The 14,206-nt window shown below is 67.3% G+C and carries 16 protein-coding genes; 9 read left to right on the top strand and 7 right to left on the bottom strand.

All coding sequences use genetic code 11. The features are described 5' to 3' along the window. Nucleotides 1-36 precede the first annotated feature (36 nt). Complete coding sequence (locus tag VCS63_RS25680) at nucleotides 37-489, bottom strand: Lrp/AsnC family transcriptional regulator (protein ID WP_323881417.1); 453 nt, start codon at nucleotides 487-489, stop codon at nucleotides 37-39. A gap of 100 nt (nucleotides 490-589) precedes the next feature. Here VCS63_RS25680 and VCS63_RS25675 point away from each other — a divergent pair, with 100 nt between their 5' ends. Then, nucleotides 590-1,222: a LysE family translocator gene (locus VCS63_RS25675; RefSeq protein WP_082884527.1), complete on the top strand. Its 633-nt coding sequence runs from the start codon at nucleotides 590-592 to the stop codon at nucleotides 1,220-1,222. A gap of 15 nt (nucleotides 1,223-1,237) precedes the next feature. Here the strand turns inward: VCS63_RS25675 and VCS63_RS25670 are convergent, their stop codons facing one another. Beyond that, on the bottom strand, nucleotides 1,238-2,974 hold the full coding sequence (locus VCS63_RS25670; protein WP_063962378.1) for a SulP family inorganic anion transporter: 1,737 nt from the start codon (nucleotides 2,972-2,974) through the stop codon (nucleotides 1,238-1,240). Between the two features lie 322 nt (nucleotides 2,975-3,296). Here VCS63_RS25670 and VCS63_RS25665 point away from each other — a divergent pair, with 322 nt between their 5' ends. The 6 genes from VCS63_RS25665 (at nucleotide 3,297) to VCS63_RS25640 (ending at nucleotide 8,169) form a co-directional block, all read left to right on the top strand. After that, nucleotides 3,297-3,650 carry a YciI family protein gene (locus VCS63_RS25665; protein WP_063639859.1) on the top strand — a complete coding sequence of 118 codons (354 nt, stop codon included), beginning with the start codon at nucleotides 3,297-3,299 and terminating at the stop codon, nucleotides 3,648-3,650. A 409-nt stretch (nucleotides 3,651-4,059) separates the two neighbouring features. Then, the gene (locus VCS63_RS25660; RefSeq protein ID WP_042793847.1) at nucleotides 4,060-4,470 is read left to right on the top strand and encodes a YciI family protein; all 411 of its coding nucleotides are present in this window, start codon (nucleotides 4,060-4,062) and stop codon (nucleotides 4,468-4,470) included. A gap of 82 nt (nucleotides 4,471-4,552) precedes the next feature. Next, nucleotides 4,553-4,960 carry a VOC family protein gene (locus VCS63_RS25655; RefSeq protein WP_042793848.1) on the top strand — a complete coding sequence of 136 codons (408 nt, stop codon included), beginning with the start codon at nucleotides 4,553-4,555 and terminating at the stop codon, nucleotides 4,958-4,960. Beyond that, complete coding sequence (locus VCS63_RS25650) at nucleotides 4,957-6,234, top strand: RNA polymerase sigma factor (RefSeq protein ID WP_042793849.1); 1,278 nt, start codon at nucleotides 4,957-4,959, stop codon at nucleotides 6,232-6,234. Before VCS63_RS25655 ends, VCS63_RS25650 begins: the two co-directional genes overlap by 4 nt. A gap of 23 nt (nucleotides 6,235-6,257) precedes the next feature. Continuing rightward, nucleotides 6,258-7,127: an AraC family transcriptional regulator gene (locus VCS63_RS25645; protein ID WP_063639861.1), complete on the top strand. Its 870-nt coding sequence runs from the start codon at nucleotides 6,258-6,260 to the stop codon at nucleotides 7,125-7,127. 82 nt (nucleotides 7,128-7,209) lie between these two features. After that, nucleotides 7,210-8,169 (top strand): DMT family transporter, encoded by a 960-nt coding sequence (locus VCS63_RS25640; RefSeq protein WP_042793850.1) that lies wholly within the window; start codon nucleotides 7,210-7,212, stop codon nucleotides 8,167-8,169. Between the two features lie 23 nt (nucleotides 8,170-8,192). Here VCS63_RS25640 and VCS63_RS25635 read toward each other — a convergent pair whose 3' ends face one another. Together VCS63_RS25635 and VCS63_RS25630 are read right to left on the bottom strand one after the other, a co-directional pair. Next, nucleotides 8,193-8,867 carry an HAD family hydrolase gene (locus VCS63_RS25635; RefSeq protein ID WP_063962377.1) on the bottom strand — a complete coding sequence of 225 codons (675 nt, stop codon included), beginning with the start codon at nucleotides 8,865-8,867 and terminating at the stop codon, nucleotides 8,193-8,195. A 69-nt stretch (nucleotides 8,868-8,936) separates the two neighbouring features. Next, a complete protein-coding gene (locus tag VCS63_RS25630) occupies nucleotides 8,937-10,115 on the bottom strand; it encodes an MFS transporter (protein ID WP_323881414.1) in 1,179 nt (392 codons plus the stop codon). Between the two features lie 106 nt (nucleotides 10,116-10,221). Between VCS63_RS25630 and VCS63_RS25625 the strand changes: the two genes are divergently transcribed. Further along, complete coding sequence (locus VCS63_RS25625) at nucleotides 10,222-11,166, top strand: LysR family transcriptional regulator (RefSeq protein WP_042793852.1); 945 nt, start codon at nucleotides 10,222-10,224, stop codon at nucleotides 11,164-11,166. Here VCS63_RS25625 and VCS63_RS25620 read toward each other — a convergent pair. Next, nucleotides 11,127-11,924: a DUF169 domain-containing protein gene (locus tag VCS63_RS25620; protein WP_042793853.1), complete on the bottom strand. Its 798-nt coding sequence runs from the start codon at nucleotides 11,922-11,924 to the stop codon at nucleotides 11,127-11,129. The two genes, VCS63_RS25625 and VCS63_RS25620, sit on opposite strands and share 40 nt — an antisense overlap. A gap of 175 nt (nucleotides 11,925-12,099) precedes the next feature. Here VCS63_RS25620 and VCS63_RS25615 point away from each other — a divergent pair, with 175 nt between their 5' ends. Next, nucleotides 12,100-12,849, top strand: coding sequence for an SDR family oxidoreductase (locus VCS63_RS25615; protein WP_063962375.1), 750 nt, complete (start codon nucleotides 12,100-12,102; stop codon nucleotides 12,847-12,849). Between the two features lies 1 nt (nucleotide 12,850). On the opposite strand, the gene VCS63_RS25610 is transcribed toward VCS63_RS25615, so the two are convergent. Together VCS63_RS25610 and VCS63_RS25605 are read right to left on the bottom strand one after the other, a co-directional pair. Then, the gene (locus VCS63_RS25610; protein ID WP_323881412.1) at nucleotides 12,851-13,636 is read right to left on the bottom strand and encodes a DNA alkylation repair protein; all 786 of its coding nucleotides are present in this window, start codon (nucleotides 13,634-13,636) and stop codon (nucleotides 12,851-12,853) included. Further along, nucleotides 13,633-14,163 (bottom strand): MarR family transcriptional regulator, encoded by a 531-nt coding sequence (locus VCS63_RS25605; protein ID WP_323881410.1) that lies wholly within the window; start codon nucleotides 14,161-14,163, stop codon nucleotides 13,633-13,635. The genes VCS63_RS25610 and VCS63_RS25605 overlap by 4 nt, the downstream gene beginning before the upstream one ends. Between the last annotated feature and the right edge of the window lie 43 nt (nucleotides 14,164-14,206).

Here is a 14,206-nt window from a genome sequence, read left to right as displayed (position 1 = left end):
CGGCCCGCCCGCGGGCCGCCTCGCGGAACCGCCGCCTCAGAGCGGCACCGGCCGATTCCGCAGCACGTTCTTCATTACCAGCGTGGAGCGCAGCCGCAGCACGCTGGGCAGCGCGGACAACACCCGGTCATAGAGCGCCTGGAATGCCGGTAAATCCTGGGTGACGACATGCAGCATGTAGTCTGGATCGCCGAACAGCCGCTGCGCCTGCACCACTTCCGGAATATTGCTCAAGGCCGCTTCGAATGCCGACACCCGGTCGCTGCTGCCTTCGCGCATCGTCACGAATACGATGGCCGAAAAGTTCAGGCCAACCGCGGCCAGATTGATGTTTGCCCCGTACCCGCTGATCACGCCAGCCTCTTCCAGCGCCCGCAGCCGCCGATGGCAGGGAGACAGGCTCAAGCCGACCCTTTCCGCCAGGTCCGTGATCGAAATCCGGCCGTCTTGCTGAAGCTCGGCAAGAATCTTTCTATCTACATCGTCCATGCGGAAGATTTTACCCAGGATGTCCAGGATTCCGGTAGATTGCGGGAGCACTTCCCCTTGCATCGCCGATAACATTCCCCGCCTGAGATTCATTTGGGGCATGCAGTTGGAAACCGGCAATCTGGTGGCGTTTTGGCTTCTTTCGCTTTCGTTGGTTGTCGTCCCTGGCGCGGACTGGGCGTATGCCATCTCCGCCGGTTTGCGGGACAAGGCGGTTCTTCCCGCCGTGCTGGGCATGTTGACCGGCTACTTGATGATCACGCTGGTGGTCGCTGCGGGGATAGGCGCTTTGGTCGCAAGCGAACCCGCCATCCTTACCGTCCTGACCCTGCTGGGCGCAGCCTATCTGCTGTGGCTCGGCGCCAACGTGCTGGCCCACCCTTCCGAACCCATTGCCGGCGAAGCGCAGGCCGCCGGACATTGGTTCGGCTGGGCGGCGAGGGGCTTCGCGGTCAGCGGCGTGAATCCCAAGGCCATCCTGCTGTTCCTGGCCTTGCTGCCGCAATTCACCAGCCGTGACGGGGCGTGGCCCATTTCCACGCAGATCACGGCACTGGGCATCCTGCAGATCATGAACTGCGCCGTGATCTACACCCTGGTGGGGCTGGGCTCGAAAGCGGTACTGCAGGCGCGCCCCCTCGCGGCGCGGCGGGTAAGCCAATTCTCAGGCCTGGCCATGGTCGTCATCGCGCTGATCCTGTTCGGTGAACAGCTTGCCGCCGTGATGGCTTGAACCTCGCAGCCTGCCTTAATCCCCCGGGTGGCCACCGCCAGCGCTCTCCAGATAGCTGTCCACCGCGCTACCCACCGTTGGATGGAAGCGGTCGTCGCCGAATATCTCGGTCAGTTCAAAACGCTTGAGCTTGTCGCGGACCGGATCCTTCATTTCCGCGAAATGGAGCGCCGCGCCCTGCTGGGCCAGGCTGCGGCTCAGTTCGCGCAACATGTCCGCCGACGTGACATCGACGCTGGTGACAGGCTCGGCCGCCACCACCACGCGGCGCACCGGCGTGGGCGAGGCCTCCACCGCTTCCATCAGGCGTTGCTGGAATAATTCGGCGTTGGCGAAGAACAGCGGCGCGTCCCAGCGGAACAGCACCAGCCCGTCGATCAGCGCAGCATTCGGATAGCGTTTCAGGTCGTGGTAACCGCGCAGGTTGGGCACGCGGCCCAGCACCGCGTAGTGCGGACGCCAGCCGTCCCACAGGAACTCGATGACAGCGATGACCACCGCCAGGCAGATGCCTGGAATGGCGCCGAACACGGCAACGCCCGCAAAGCATGCCATGGACAGCCAGAACTCCCACTGCTGGATGCGGTAGATGCGGCGCAGGTCTTTGAATTCGAACAGCCCGATGGCCGCCGCAATCACCACGGCGGCCAGCGCGCTGTTTGGCAGATAACGCAGCAGGTTGGGCGCGGCCACCAGCAACCCCGCGACGGCAATGGCGCCCACCACGCCGGTGAGTTGCGTGCGCGATCCCGCTGCCTCGGCCACCGGCGTGCGCGACGCGCTGCTGCTGATCGGAAAGCCCTGAAAAAAACCGGCCGCCAGGTTCGCCACCCCCAGGCCGACCATTTCCTGATTGGGATCCACGCGCGTGTTCGTGCGCGCAGCGTACGTGCGCGACAGCACGCTGGTGTCCGCGAAGGCAATAAGAGCCACCGCGCAACCGCCCAGCACGATTTTGACCAGGTCTGCGTGGCTGAGCCACGGCAACGCGAACTCGGGCAGCCCTTGCGGGATCTCGCCCAGCACTTTCACCCCTTGCCTGTCCAGATCGAACAGACTGACCGCCAGCGTGGCCAGGATGACAGCGATCAGGATACCGGGCACGCGTTCGAAGCGCTTGAGCAGCAGGATCACCGCCAGCGTTGCCGCCCCCACGGCGAAGCTGTACCAGTTGGTCTCGCCGTTGTAGACAGCCCGCCCCAACTGCGCCAGTTCCCGCAGCGGACCGGCATCGTCGATGGACACGGCGAACAGCTTTGGCAATTGGCTGACCAGCACCGTCAGCGCAATGCCGTTCATGTAGCCGTAGCGTATCGGCTTGGACAGCAGTTCGGTGATAAAGCCCAGCCGCAGCAAACCCATCACGATACAGAACAGGCCGGCGACGATGGCCATCAGACTGGCCGCGGCCACCGCGCGCATCGGATCGCCCTCCGACACGCTGAGCACCACCGCGAGGATGGGCGCGGCCAGCGCGGAGTCCGGCCCCAGCACCAGGATCCGGCTGGGGCCGAATAACGCATAGGCCAGTAGCGGGATGATGGTGGCATAAAGGCCGTAGACGCCCGGGACACCGGAAGCTTCCGCATAGGCGATGCCCACCGGCACCAACATGGTCGTCAGCACCAGGCCGGCCGCCAAGTCCCTGGGCAGCCAGCCGGCCTGGTACGACCGGAGCACCGCCAGTCCCGGCAGCCAGCGCAGCCAGCCGGGGGCAGGAACATCCTCGGAGGCGGGAGTATGGGTAGCCATGAAACCTTCGCAGTGTTAGCGGGCCTCCGGCCGCGCCGATTCCGTAGTCTGACGCATTATTCCTGCTTGCGGCCACACCCGCACGGGGCATGGTTGGGGCATCCCCTATTTATACAGATATTGGCAGGTCGCGGCATGCTCCAGATGAACAATCCCGAGGATGCGGCAAGCGCGGGCGGCAACTCCGCGCACGGACGTCCGATGCCGCCCCCCTCTACCTCTGCTTACAAAGCTCGCGTGCCAACCCAAGCCAAGATGGCGCGGGCGCAACAAATAGCGGTAATCTGGCGAACCTTGTCGGCAGTCCGCACTGGAAGATCCCATGTCCTATCTGCTTTTCATCGTCGAACCGGTGGGCCAGCGCGCCCAGCGCACGCCCGAAGAGGGCCGCGAAGCCTATGCGCAAATGCTGCGCTATGCGCAAGACCTGACATCGCGCGGCCTGCTGGCGCGAGCGGAATCCCTGAAGTCCGAATCCGAAGCCGTGCGCCTGCGGATCCGCGACGGAGAACGTTCGGTGCTGGACGGCCCGTATGCCGAGGCCAAGGAAATGATAGGCGGCTTCTTCCTGCTGAACTGCGATACCAGGGAAGAGGCGCTGGCCCTGGCGGCAGAGTGTCCTGCCGCCCAATGGGCCACGGTGGAGGTCCGCGAACTGGGCCCGTGCTTCATGTAGGCACGCTTGCAGGCGAAATAGCGGCCGGCCCCGCGGCCAGCCGCTTTCTTCAACAGTTTCCTTTCTTGGCCTGGCCTGGCGGACAGAAACCGCCGCGGCCACCGCCGTCGTGCGGATCAACAATCACCGCGCCGCTGGGGGTATAGACGGCACAGCCCGAAAGCAAGGACGCCAGCAAGGCAAGACTGCACAGGATTTTCATATCGGCATTCAAAGTTGTGGACGCTGCGAGTGTAGGGACGCTGCCTGCAACCAGGGCTGTGCCGTTGTAACCAGGTGCTGAATCCAACACCGCCTCCTGGTACTTACCCTAGGTTTACGATTTTCTTGTCGATCCCGCTTCCCGCCGTTCGTCGTGCCAGTACAAGCCCTGCCACGGGCTGTGTTTCAGAACCGAGGAGTCTCAGGAATGCGATACATGATCATCGTCCGGGCCACGCCGGACAGTGAAGCGGGCGTGATGCCGGAGGAAAGTCTGCTGAGCGCCATGGCGACCTATCACGAGGCGCTGGCCAAGGCCGGCGTGCTGCTGGACGCCAATGGCTTGCACCCCTCTTCCAAGGGGTGGCGCGTGCAGTACAACCAGGGCAAGCGCGAAGTGGTGGACGGCCCCTTCGCCGAAACCAAGGAGCTGATCGCCGGCTACACCATGATCCAGGCGCGGTCGCGCGAGGAAGCCATGCAGTGGGCGCTGCGCTTTCCAGAGCCTTTCCCGGGCCAGCCGTGCGCCGTCGAAGTGCGCCAGGTCTTCGAGCTGGACGAGTTCGGCCCCAGCGAAGGCGTCGAACGCTTCCGGCAGATACCGGGCAATGGCCAGTAGCCGGGCGCAACTCCGCGCGTAACCCTCATCAGCCCACTAGCATTGGCGCCAGGCCATACTTACCATCAGGAAACGGAACATCATGCACAACCAGATCTTCGTCAATCTCCCCATCGCCGACATGCAGAAATCGCAGGCCTTCTTCAAGAGCCTGGGCTTCAGCTTCAACCCGCAGTTCACCAACGACCAGGGCGCCTGCATGGTCGTGAGCGACAGCATCTACGTCATGCTGCTGGTGAAGGACTTCTTCCAGACCTTCACCGGCAAACCGGTGGCCGACGCCACCAAGACCACCGAAGTGCTGATCGCGCTGTCCTGCGACAGCCGCGCCGAAGTGGACGAACAGGTGGCGCGTGCCCTGGCCGCTGGCGGCACCGCGCCACGCCAGCCCCAGGACCACGGCTTCATGTACGCCCACGGCTTCGAGGACCTGGACGGCCATGTCTGGGAACTGGTGTACATGGCTCCCGGCGAGGTCCCCAACGCATGACGCGGGAGGCCGTGCATCGCGCCATCGAGGCAGTCTGGCGGATCGAAGCCGCCAGCGTCATCGCCGGCGTCGCGCGCCTGGTGCGCGACGTCGGGCTGGCTGAAGAGCTGGCGCAGGATGCCTTGGTCGCCGCCCTGGAACGCTGGCCCGAAACCGGCGTGCCGGACAACCCGGGAGCGTGGCTGATGACTACCGCCAAGAATCGCGCGCGCGACCGCCTGCGGCTGGATGCGCTGCACACGCGCAAGCACGAGCAGATCGGGCACGAGCTGGAGGCCCTGCAAGCCGACGTCGAGCCCGACTTCGTCGACGCGCTGGATGCCGCCCGCCAGGACGACATAGGCGACGACCTGCTGCGGCTGGTGTTCACCGCCTGCCACCCGCTGCTGTCCACCGAAGCGCGCGTGGCGCTCACCCTGCGCCTGCTGGGCGGTTTGACCACCGCCGAAATCGCGCGCGCCTTCCTGGCGTCCGAGTCCACCATCGCGCAACGCATCGTGCGCGCCAAGCGCAGCTTGTCCGCTGCGAACGTGCCCTTCGAGGTGCCGCGGGCCGAAGAGCGGGCGCCGCGCCTGGCGTCCGTGCTGGAAGTCATCTACCTGATCTTCAACGAGGGGTATTCGGCCACCTCGGGCGATGACTGGATGCGTCCCGCGCTATGCGATGAAGCCCTGCGCCTGGGCCGCATCCTGGCGCAATTGGCTCCCGATGAAAGCGAGGTCCATGGGCTGGCTGCGCTGATGGAGTTGCAGGCTTCGCGCCTGCATGCGCGCACCGATGCCCAGGGCCGCCCCGTCTTGCTGATGGACCAGGATCGCAGCCGCTGGGATCCTTTGCTGATCCGCCGCGGCCTGGCGGCGCTGGCGCTCTCGGACAGCCTGGGTGCGCCGCGCGGTCCCTATGCGCTGCAGGCGGAACTGGCCGCCTGCCATGCTCGCGCCCGCGCGCCCGAAGAAACCGACTGGCCGCGCATCGTGGCGCTGTACGACGCGCTGGCGCAGGCCATGCCGTCGCCAGTGGTGGAACTGAACCGCGCCGTCGCGGTGGGCATGGCCTTCGGCCCCCAGGCCGGACTGGACCTGGCCGACCATCTGGCGCAGGAACCCGCGCTGGCCAATTACCATTGGCTGCCCAGCGTGCGGGCAGACCTGCTGGCCAAGCTGGGGCGCCACGCCGAAGCCCGCGCCGAGTTCGAACGCGCCGCCGGCATGACGCGCAACGCGCGTGAACGGGAAATGCTGCTGGGACGGGCGCGGGAGATGCCCGTAGCCTGATGCCGGCATGCTTAAATCCAGGCATGCACCCCATCGCCCCCGCCTCGTCCGACCTCGCCGCGCCCGCCTTGCCGGGCGTGCCGGCGGCGTTCGAGCATCCCGGCGACCGGGCTGAATTCCGCCAGGCAGCGCATCTGCCCGGCGTGGAGCTGTACCGCGCGCACATCATCCGCTACGCCTTTGAGCCCCATACCCATGAAGCCTATGGCCTGGGCGCGATCGAAGCGGGCGTCGAACGCTTCCGCTACCGCGGCGCGGACCATCTGGCGCCCTCGGGATCGGTAGTACTGATGAACCCGGACGAATTGCACACGGGCCGCGCCGAAACCGAGGGAGGCTGGCGCTACCGCATGGTCTACCTGGATCCGGATGTAGTAGCCCGCGTCACGGGCGACTCCGGCTGGTGGTTCGATACGGCCGTCGGCCATGACGCCGCGGGCGCACAGCGCGTCACCGCGCTGCTGGATACCTTGTGGCAGGCGCGCGAGCCGCTCGCTTTCGATAGCGCGCTGTATGCGCTGCTGGGCGAGTTCCGCCGCCACGCGCGCATGGCACGGGCGGCGCCCAATGAAGGCGCGCCGCGCTTCGCTTCCGTCATCGACTACCTGCGCGCCCACCTGTCGCGCCGCCTGACACTGGACGAACTCGCTGCCGTTGCCGGCCTCAGCCCCTTTCATTTCCTGCGCAGCTTCCAGGCCCGATACCATGCCACGCCGCAGCAGATGCTGATGGCTTTGCGCCTGTTCGAAGCCAAACGCCGCCTGGCCGCGGGCGAATCGCCCGCACAGGTGGCGCTGGCTGCCGGCCTGACCGACCAGGCCCATCTGACCCGCGCCTTCTCCCGCCGCTACGGGGTCACGCCCGCCCGCTATCAGAAGCAAGTCCGCGCCTGAGCCGCACGCAGCAATCTGGTACAAGACGCGCCAGCAACGCGCTGGCTAGACTGCCCGCATTCTTGATCTGGAGCGACTTGCTATGTGGGCTGGAACCCTTTACGCCCTGGCCGCCGGCCTGATGTGGGGGCTGGTGTTCGTGGGCCCCCTGTTGCTGCCGGAATACCCGGCGGCGCTGCAATCCGTGGCGCGCTACCTGGCGTTCGGCCTGATTGCACTGCCGCTGGCCTGGATGGATCGCCGCGCGCTGCGCCGGCTGGGCCGCGCCGACTGGGTCGAGGCGCTGAAGCTGGCCGCCATCGGCAACCTGCTTTACTACCTGTGCCTGGCCAGCGCCATCCAGCGCGCCGGCGGCCCCCTGCCCACCATGATCATCGGCACGCTGCCCGTCGTCATCGCCATCAGCGCCAACCTGCGTAACGCCAGGCGCGACGGCAGGCTGCCCTGGAAACGCCTGGCCCCTGCCCTGGCCTTGATCGCCCTGGGCATCGCCTGCGTCAATCAGGTGGAGTTGCAGGCACTGCGCCAGGAGGCGGACGCCGACATGTCGCGCTACACCGTGGGCGCGTTGCTGGCGCTGGGCGCGGTGGCCTGCTGGACCTGGTATCCGTTGCGCAATGCGGATTGGCTGCGCGCGCATCCGGACCGCAGCCCGCGCACCTGGGCCACGGCCCAGGGTGTGGCGACCCTGCCATTGGCGCTGGCGGGTTACGCCGCGTTGTGGGCCGGCATGGCAGCCGCCGGCAGCAGCTTTCCCATGCCCGCCGGTCCCCGGCCCGAGGTCTTCCTGGCCTTGATGGCCATCATCGGCCTGTTCGCGTCCTGGTTGGGCACCCTGTGCTGGAACGAAGCCAGCCAGCGCCTGCCCACCGCGCTGGCCGGACAGTTGATCGTGTTCGAAACGCTGGCGGCGCTGGCCTATGCCTACATCCTGCGCGGGCAGATGCCCCAACCGCTGACCCTGATCGGCATCGCCTGCCTGATCGTGGGCGTGCTGCGCGCGGTCCGGGTCAAGCCCGAAACCGTGCCGGCCCCCGCCTAAAGACGCGCGTGTTTCGCCGCACGCTAGGCCAGCAGCAATTCGGGCAAGCGGCGCAGATCGTCGATGACGTCCGAAGCGCCCTCGTCGAGCAGCCGCTGGCGCTGGTCAGGTCCGTTGTGCGAGGCGCCCACATAGCCCACCGCGCGCATGCGCGCGGCGCGGGCGGCCCGCACGCCGGGCACGCTGTCTTCCACCACCACGCAATCGAGGATTGCGACGCGCATCTGCCGGGCCGCGAACAGGAACACGTCCGGCGCTGGTTTGCCGTGCGCCACCTGCGCCGTGCTGAACACGTGCGGCGCGAACTCGTCCCATAGGCCAACCAGCTTCAGGGCCGCCTCCAGCTTGGGCGGCGTGCTGCTCGATGCCACGCAGACCTGCAGCCCGCGCTCGCGCAGCGCCCGGACTGTCTCGAGCGCGCCCGGCAGCGCGCGCAGTTCCTGGCGGAAGGTGGCAGCCAATCCATCCGCGTATTCGCGCGCGAATCCTTCCGGCAGGCTGCAAGCGCTTTCCTGCTGCAAGGTCTGCCACATATCCGCGTCGGGTATGCCTGCGAAGCGGCGCGCAGCTTCCTCGGGCGTGATGGCGATGCCATGCGCGGCCAGCGCCCGGGATTGGGCGCGCGCCGCGATGATCTCGCTATCGATCAAAACGCCGTCGCAGTCGAAGATGACCAGGCTGGGGGCAGGCGTAGGCATGATGGCTCCATGAGGGACGAAGTGCCATGATATGCCGGTCCCGTGACAACCGCGCGCATTGCACGCCGCTTACAGCCCAGGCCCATTCAGGCGCCGCAGGCGCCATGCCAGCCATACGCCTCCCAGCCCCGCCGCCGCCACGATCAACGAGGCCGCCGACCAGCCGTAATGGTCGATCGCGCCGCCCACCGCCACCGGCCCTATCACCTGGCCCAGGCCGCTGCCCTGCATCACCAGCCCCACCGACGCCGGCGTCAACGCGGGCTTGGGAGCCAGCAGCGGCGCGGTGCCCAGCAACGTGGCCGGTATCAGGCCCCCGACCGCGGAGAACAGCACGCAGAGCAGAAAGGTGGGCATGGCCGGCAGCACCGAGCGGAATATCAGGAGCGCCACTGCGCCCATGATCAGGCTGGCGCAGGCGATCAGCGTGGAACGCCGCCAGCCGCGCGCCAGCAGCACACCCGCGCCCAGATTGCCAACCACGTTGGCGGCGCTGGCGATGGCGCTGTACAGGCCGGCGGTCGCCAGGGGCAGACCCAGTTGTTCGGTCAGCAAGACCGGCAGGAAGGTGAACAATGCGAAAAACATGAGGCTGTAGAGCGTGAACGACAGCGCCAGCAATCGGGGGCCGGGCGCGCCCATTGTGTCCACCGTATCCTGGCGCAAGCCGTCCCATGACAGCCTTGCGCCGCCCGGCGTGGCCGGCGCCAAGGCGGCCACGCCGGCCAGCGCCACCAGCACCGCTGCGCCCGCGCACCACCAATAAGCCTGCCAGCCGTTGAAAGCCTGCGAGGCCAGCATTGCGATGGCCATGCCGGCCGGCATGTAGCAACTCCAGAGCGCAAACGCAAAGTCGCGGGTGGACGCCGATACCATGCGCTGCAGGGCCGCGGGTCCAGCCACCGTGATCATCAGGAAGCCCAGTCCTTCCACGATACGCGAAGCCAGCAGCACGCTGTAGACCGGGGCCATCGCCCCGGTCACCGTGCCCACGGCAGTCGCGGCCAGCCCCGCCAGCAGCATCCGCCGGGCGCCATAGCGGTTGATGACACCGCCGGCGGCAATTCCGCCGACCAGGCCCAGGATCGAAAACACCGCGGCGAGCGCGCCGATGGAGGCCAGATCCAGGCCCATGTCCTTGCGCAGCAGCGGCGCCGCGATGATGACCTTGCCCACCTGCAGCGCCGACACCACCCCCGCCCCCACGATGGCCAGCACCGCCGACCAACGCGTTCCTTCCTTGCCCATCCCCGTCTCCCCTTGCTTCAACCCACGCAGGATGCCAGCGCCGGCCGATCCTGGTAAGTGATAATCTTTTGATGGAATCGATCGATTAAATAGATCAACTTGCCGGATGATAGACGCCCTGACCCTGGACCAGTTGCGCGTATTCGCCGCCGTGGCCGATGCCGGCAGCTTCCGCGCGGCCGCGCGGCGCCTGTCGCGCGTGCAATCGGCTGTCAGCCACGCCATCGCCAACATGGAAGCGGAGCTCGGCGTGACGCTGTTCGACCGCAGCGGACACCGGCCGGTCATGACGCCGCAGGGTGAAGCCCTGCTGGCCAACGCCCGGGACATCCTGCTCCGCGTGGACGCCATGCGAGCCCGCGCCCAGGGCCTGGGTGAAGGCGTTGAACTGGAACTGTCGCTGGCCGTGGACACGCTGTATCCCATCGCCGAAGTGGGCGCCGCGCTGAACGCGCTGCGCGCGGCCTACCCCTCGGTCGCCGTCCGGGTGTCCGTGCTGCCTTTGGGCGGCCCGGTCGAAGCCCTGCTGACGCGCAGCCACACGCTGGCCATCACCGCTGGCGACCATTTCCGTCATCCACGCATCGTCATGCAGGCACTGTCGTCCGTGCAGATGGTGGCGGTGGTTGGCGCAGGACATGCCTTGGCGCGGCGCGTGGCCGCCGATGCGCCACTGGGCCCGCCCGAGCTTGCCGACCACGTGCAGATCGTGCAAATGGACCCGTCTTCGTTGACTCCGGGACGCGATTTCGCGGTGCTGTCGCCGCAAACCTGCCGCGTCAGCGGCCAGGACACCAAACACGCGCTGATCCTGGCGGGCGTGGGCTGGGGTCGGCTGCCCTACTGGCAGGTGGCGCGCGACCTGGCCGAGGGCCGGCTGCTGCGCCTGCCGACGGACAGCCTGGGGCGCGGCAGCCAGGTGGCCAGCGAAACCTACCTGGCGCATCGCATCGACCAGCCCCTGGGACCCGCCGCCCGCGTCCTGGCGGCCGCCCTGCGCGCAGCCGCCCATCAGGATTGCGGCGCGGATGCCGCCGGCGGGCGGGCGTAACTGACGCCCATGCCTGCCCGCACGTCGTTCTGGATGCCGTAGGGCGGAATCGGATAGCGCAGGCCGTTGGCGGACAAGGCCTTCATGCCCGCGATGGCAATGGGCAGGTAATGCGGCGGCAAAGCCATCAGCATTTCCTCATCGGGCACGCCGCCGTAACGGCGCTCGGCGTAACAGGGCAAGGACAGGCTGGGTTCCCCCGTGGCCAGCGCGCGGCCCCAGGAGTCCGCACAGGCCGTCTCGCCCACCACGCTCCAGTCGAAGCGCCGATAGTTCTTCCATTGCAGGCCATTGATAAGAATGATCATCTGGCCCGGTGTGGCGTATATGAGGCAGATGTCCGGCGGATCCAGCCGGCCGGACGCCAGCGGCGACACCACCAACCCGCGGTACTTGCCCGCCGGCACACAGGACAGCGCCTCCTGGCGCGCCTGCGCATCTTCCTGGGTGGCGTGCCAGACGCCCACATAATCCTTGCCGCTTTTCCAGGCGTCGTCCTGCGGCCCCAGGCCGATCACGGCGCGGCATTGCGCGCCGACCAGATCGTCGCCCGTAATGCCCACCGTCCATCCCAGGCGTGCGGCCATGCCGACGATCTGATCGGTGGTGTGCGTGGCCTGCGGCCGGCGCAAACCCTTTACGGCCGCCATGTCCGCTTCGCGCTCGTAGAGCTTCATGCCGATGACCGTCGTCTTCAGGCGCAGCAGTTTGTTCAAGTCATCGACCAGCGATGCCCAATTCGGTGTCGTCTCTTCCATGCCCGTCCCTTGGACTGTTGTGCGCGGACTTTGCCGCATTGCCGCAGATTCGGACCGCGGTCCGCAATGACTATAACGAATCGCCCGCAAGGCTTCCGATTGATCTATCGTGGAATGCGGCGATCCCGCCCGCCGCAAGCGCGCAGGACACTTCCCGGCTTCCAAGGAGCCCACCATGAACCGTTTTGAACAAAAGACCGTCCTGGTCACCGGAGGCACGAGCGGCATCGGACTCGCCGCCGCCCAGGCCTTCGCCGCCGAAGGCGCCCGCGTGGTCGTCACCGGCCGCGACGCCGCCGTGCTGAAGCAGGTCCGCGCCAGCCTGGGCTCCCATGCCCTGGCCCTGCGCAACGATGCCGGCGCTCCCGGCGCCGCCACGGCGCTGGCCGCCGAACTGCGCCAGGCCGGCATCCGACTGGACGCCGTATTCATCAACGCGGGCGTGGCGCGCTTCGCTCCCCTGGCCGAAGCCACGGAAGCGCTCTGGGACCAGACGTTTTCCACCAACGTCAAGGGTGCCTTCTTCCAGCTGCAGGCGCTGGATCCGCTGCTCAATCCGGGGGCATCCATCGTGCTCAATGGGTCGATCAATGCCCGCATCGGCATGCCGGCCTCATCCATCTATGCCGCCAGCAAGGCCGCGCTGATCTCGCTGGCCAAGACCTTGTCGGCGGAATTGCTGCCGCGAGGCATCCGCGTCAACGTCATCAGCCCCGGACCCGTGGCCACGCCGATCTATGACAAGCTGGGGCTGGACGCCGCCACGTTGGAGAAGACCGCTGCCAGCATCCGCGCCCAGGTTCCGCTGGGCCGCTTCGGCACCCCGCAGGAAATCGCTTCCACCGTATTGCACCTGGCCTCGCCCGAGTCCGCCTTCATCGTGGGCACGGAAATCATCGCCGACGGCGGCATGAGCCAGTTGTAGGCTAGGCGCCGATGGAACGCAGCGCGCGCTTGCAGATGCGTGCCGTCGCCTCGGCCGGCTTGCCCGCCGACCAGCGCGCGCAAACGTCCCGTACCCAGGCGGGCTGGTCCTTGCTTGCGTCGTTCAGCCAGTTCGCCACCGAGTCCTGTACGTAGGCAGACGGATCGGCCCGCAGCGGTTCCAGCAAAGGCAGCGCCCGCCCGGGGTCTGCCTTCAACACGGCTATGTGCGCGCACCAGACCCCGCGCGGCCGCAAGGACTCGCTGGCGTAGCGCCGCAGCCGCTCGGAAGCTTCCGCGGTCCAGGGCTGCAGCAGTTCTACGGCCGCGTCCAGTTCAGCCGCCAATTGCGGGCGCACCGCCAACCAGGCCCATTCCCTCACACCAAAATGCGCGTCATCGGCCAGGGGTCGGATCAACCCCAGGCGCTGCTTCAGCGTCAAGTCCGGCATCGCGCCAACCATGAAGCAAGCCCAGCCCCGCACGGTGTCGGAACGATGATCGCGCAGTTGTCTGAAAGCATCCGGGCCCAGTCCTTCCAGCAGGATCCGCGCCGCCAAGGCCATGCGTTTGGAAATGCCCGCTCCCGCCTGCGCGCGCAGGGCCGCGATGGACCGGGGACCCAACCCAGGCGCGGCAGCCCGCAGCAGTTCGGCGAAGTCCACCGCCAGGCATTCGGTCAGGTTGCGGGCGGGTTCACCCGCGTTCAGCTGTGCCAGGCGTTCGGCGCTGATGTCCTTCACGCCCCGGCCCGACGGCGCGGCGGCAAGGGGGGATTTCCTGCTCATTGCAGATCCTCCTGGCTCGCGGCCCGGCCCGCGTCCGTTGCCTGCCAAATCTTGCCCAGCAGGTCGCGCAGGCTTGCGCGCTCCGTGTGGCTCAGGCCCGTGAACAAAGCGCCTATCCAGTCCGTGTGCGTCTTGAAGAGCAAGCCCACTTCGGCCCGACCCTTGGCGCTCAGCTTCACGAGCATCTTGCGCCGGTCTTCCTTGGCCGCGCGCCGCGAAACAAACCCGTCGCGCTCCAGCCCGTCCAACAAGCCCGTGACCGTGGCACGCGTGACTCCGGCGCCCTCGGCCAATTCATGGGGCGACATGCCGCCGGCCTGCTCGTGCAGCAGGAACAACAGCACGAACTTTCCCTCCGACAATTGGCGCGGCGCGAGCCGGGCAGCGCAGTCGCGGTCGATGGCGCTGGCCAGCGACAGCAGCTGAAAACACAGGCCGATTCCCTCGGCCGATGGCAGGCCGCGCCTTGCCGCCACGTCGAGCAATGCCCGGTGCTTGGGTTCCAGCATGGCTTGGATGTCTTGCATGGGCGGATCGGCTCCATCGATAATTTGACCGGGCATATAGTAA

Origin of the sequence: Achromobacter sp. D10, from assembly GCF_035282245.1 — a bacterium.
GTDB classification, from domain to species: Bacteria; Pseudomonadota; Gammaproteobacteria; order Burkholderiales; family Burkholderiaceae_B; genus Achromobacter; species Achromobacter insolitus.
The sequence above is the reverse complement of the archived record's forward strand: the minus strand, read 5'-3'. Positions and strand labels throughout refer to the sequence as shown.

Coding starts and splice junctions, on each gene's coding strand:
- VCS63_RS25680 (WP_323881417.1), bottom strand. CDS start 489: ATGGACGATGTAGATAGAAAGATTCTTGCCGAGCTTCAGCAAGACGGC.
- VCS63_RS25675 (WP_082884527.1), top strand. CDS start 590: ATGCAGTTGGAAACCGGCAATCTGGTGGCGTTTTGGCTTCTTTCGCTT.
- VCS63_RS25670 (WP_063962378.1), bottom strand. CDS start 2,974: ATGGCTACCCATACTCCCGCCTCCGAGGATGTTCCTGCCCCCGGCTGG.
- VCS63_RS25665 (WP_063639859.1), top strand. CDS start 3,297: ATGTCCTATCTGCTTTTCATCGTCGAACCGGTGGGCCAGCGCGCCCAG.
- VCS63_RS25660 (WP_042793847.1), top strand. CDS start 4,060: ATGCGATACATGATCATCGTCCGGGCCACGCCGGACAGTGAAGCGGGC.
- VCS63_RS25655 (WP_042793848.1), top strand. CDS start 4,553: ATGCACAACCAGATCTTCGTCAATCTCCCCATCGCCGACATGCAGAAA.
- VCS63_RS25650 (WP_042793849.1), top strand. CDS start 4,957: ATGACGCGGGAGGCCGTGCATCGCGCCATCGAGGCAGTCTGGCGGATC.
- VCS63_RS25645 (WP_063639861.1), top strand. CDS start 6,258: ATGCACCCCATCGCCCCCGCCTCGTCCGACCTCGCCGCGCCCGCCTTG.
- VCS63_RS25640 (WP_042793850.1), top strand. CDS start 7,210: ATGTGGGCTGGAACCCTTTACGCCCTGGCCGCCGGCCTGATGTGGGGG.
- VCS63_RS25635 (WP_063962377.1), bottom strand. CDS start 8,867: ATGCCTACGCCTGCCCCCAGCCTGGTCATCTTCGACTGCGACGGCGTT.
- VCS63_RS25630 (WP_323881414.1), bottom strand. CDS start 10,115: ATGGGCAAGGAAGGAACGCGTTGGTCGGCGGTGCTGGCCATCGTGGGG.
- VCS63_RS25625 (WP_042793852.1), top strand. CDS start 10,222: ATGATAGACGCCCTGACCCTGGACCAGTTGCGCGTATTCGCCGCCGTG.
- VCS63_RS25620 (WP_042793853.1), bottom strand. CDS start 11,924: ATGGAAGAGACGACACCGAATTGGGCATCGCTGGTCGATGACTTGAAC.
- VCS63_RS25615 (WP_063962375.1), top strand. CDS start 12,100: ATGAACCGTTTTGAACAAAAGACCGTCCTGGTCACCGGAGGCACGAGC.
- VCS63_RS25610 (WP_323881412.1), bottom strand. CDS start 13,636: ATGAGCAGGAAATCCCCCCTTGCCGCCGCGCCGTCGGGCCGGGGCGTG.
- VCS63_RS25605 (WP_323881410.1), bottom strand. CDS start 14,163: ATGCAAGACATCCAAGCCATGCTGGAACCCAAGCACCGGGCATTGCTC.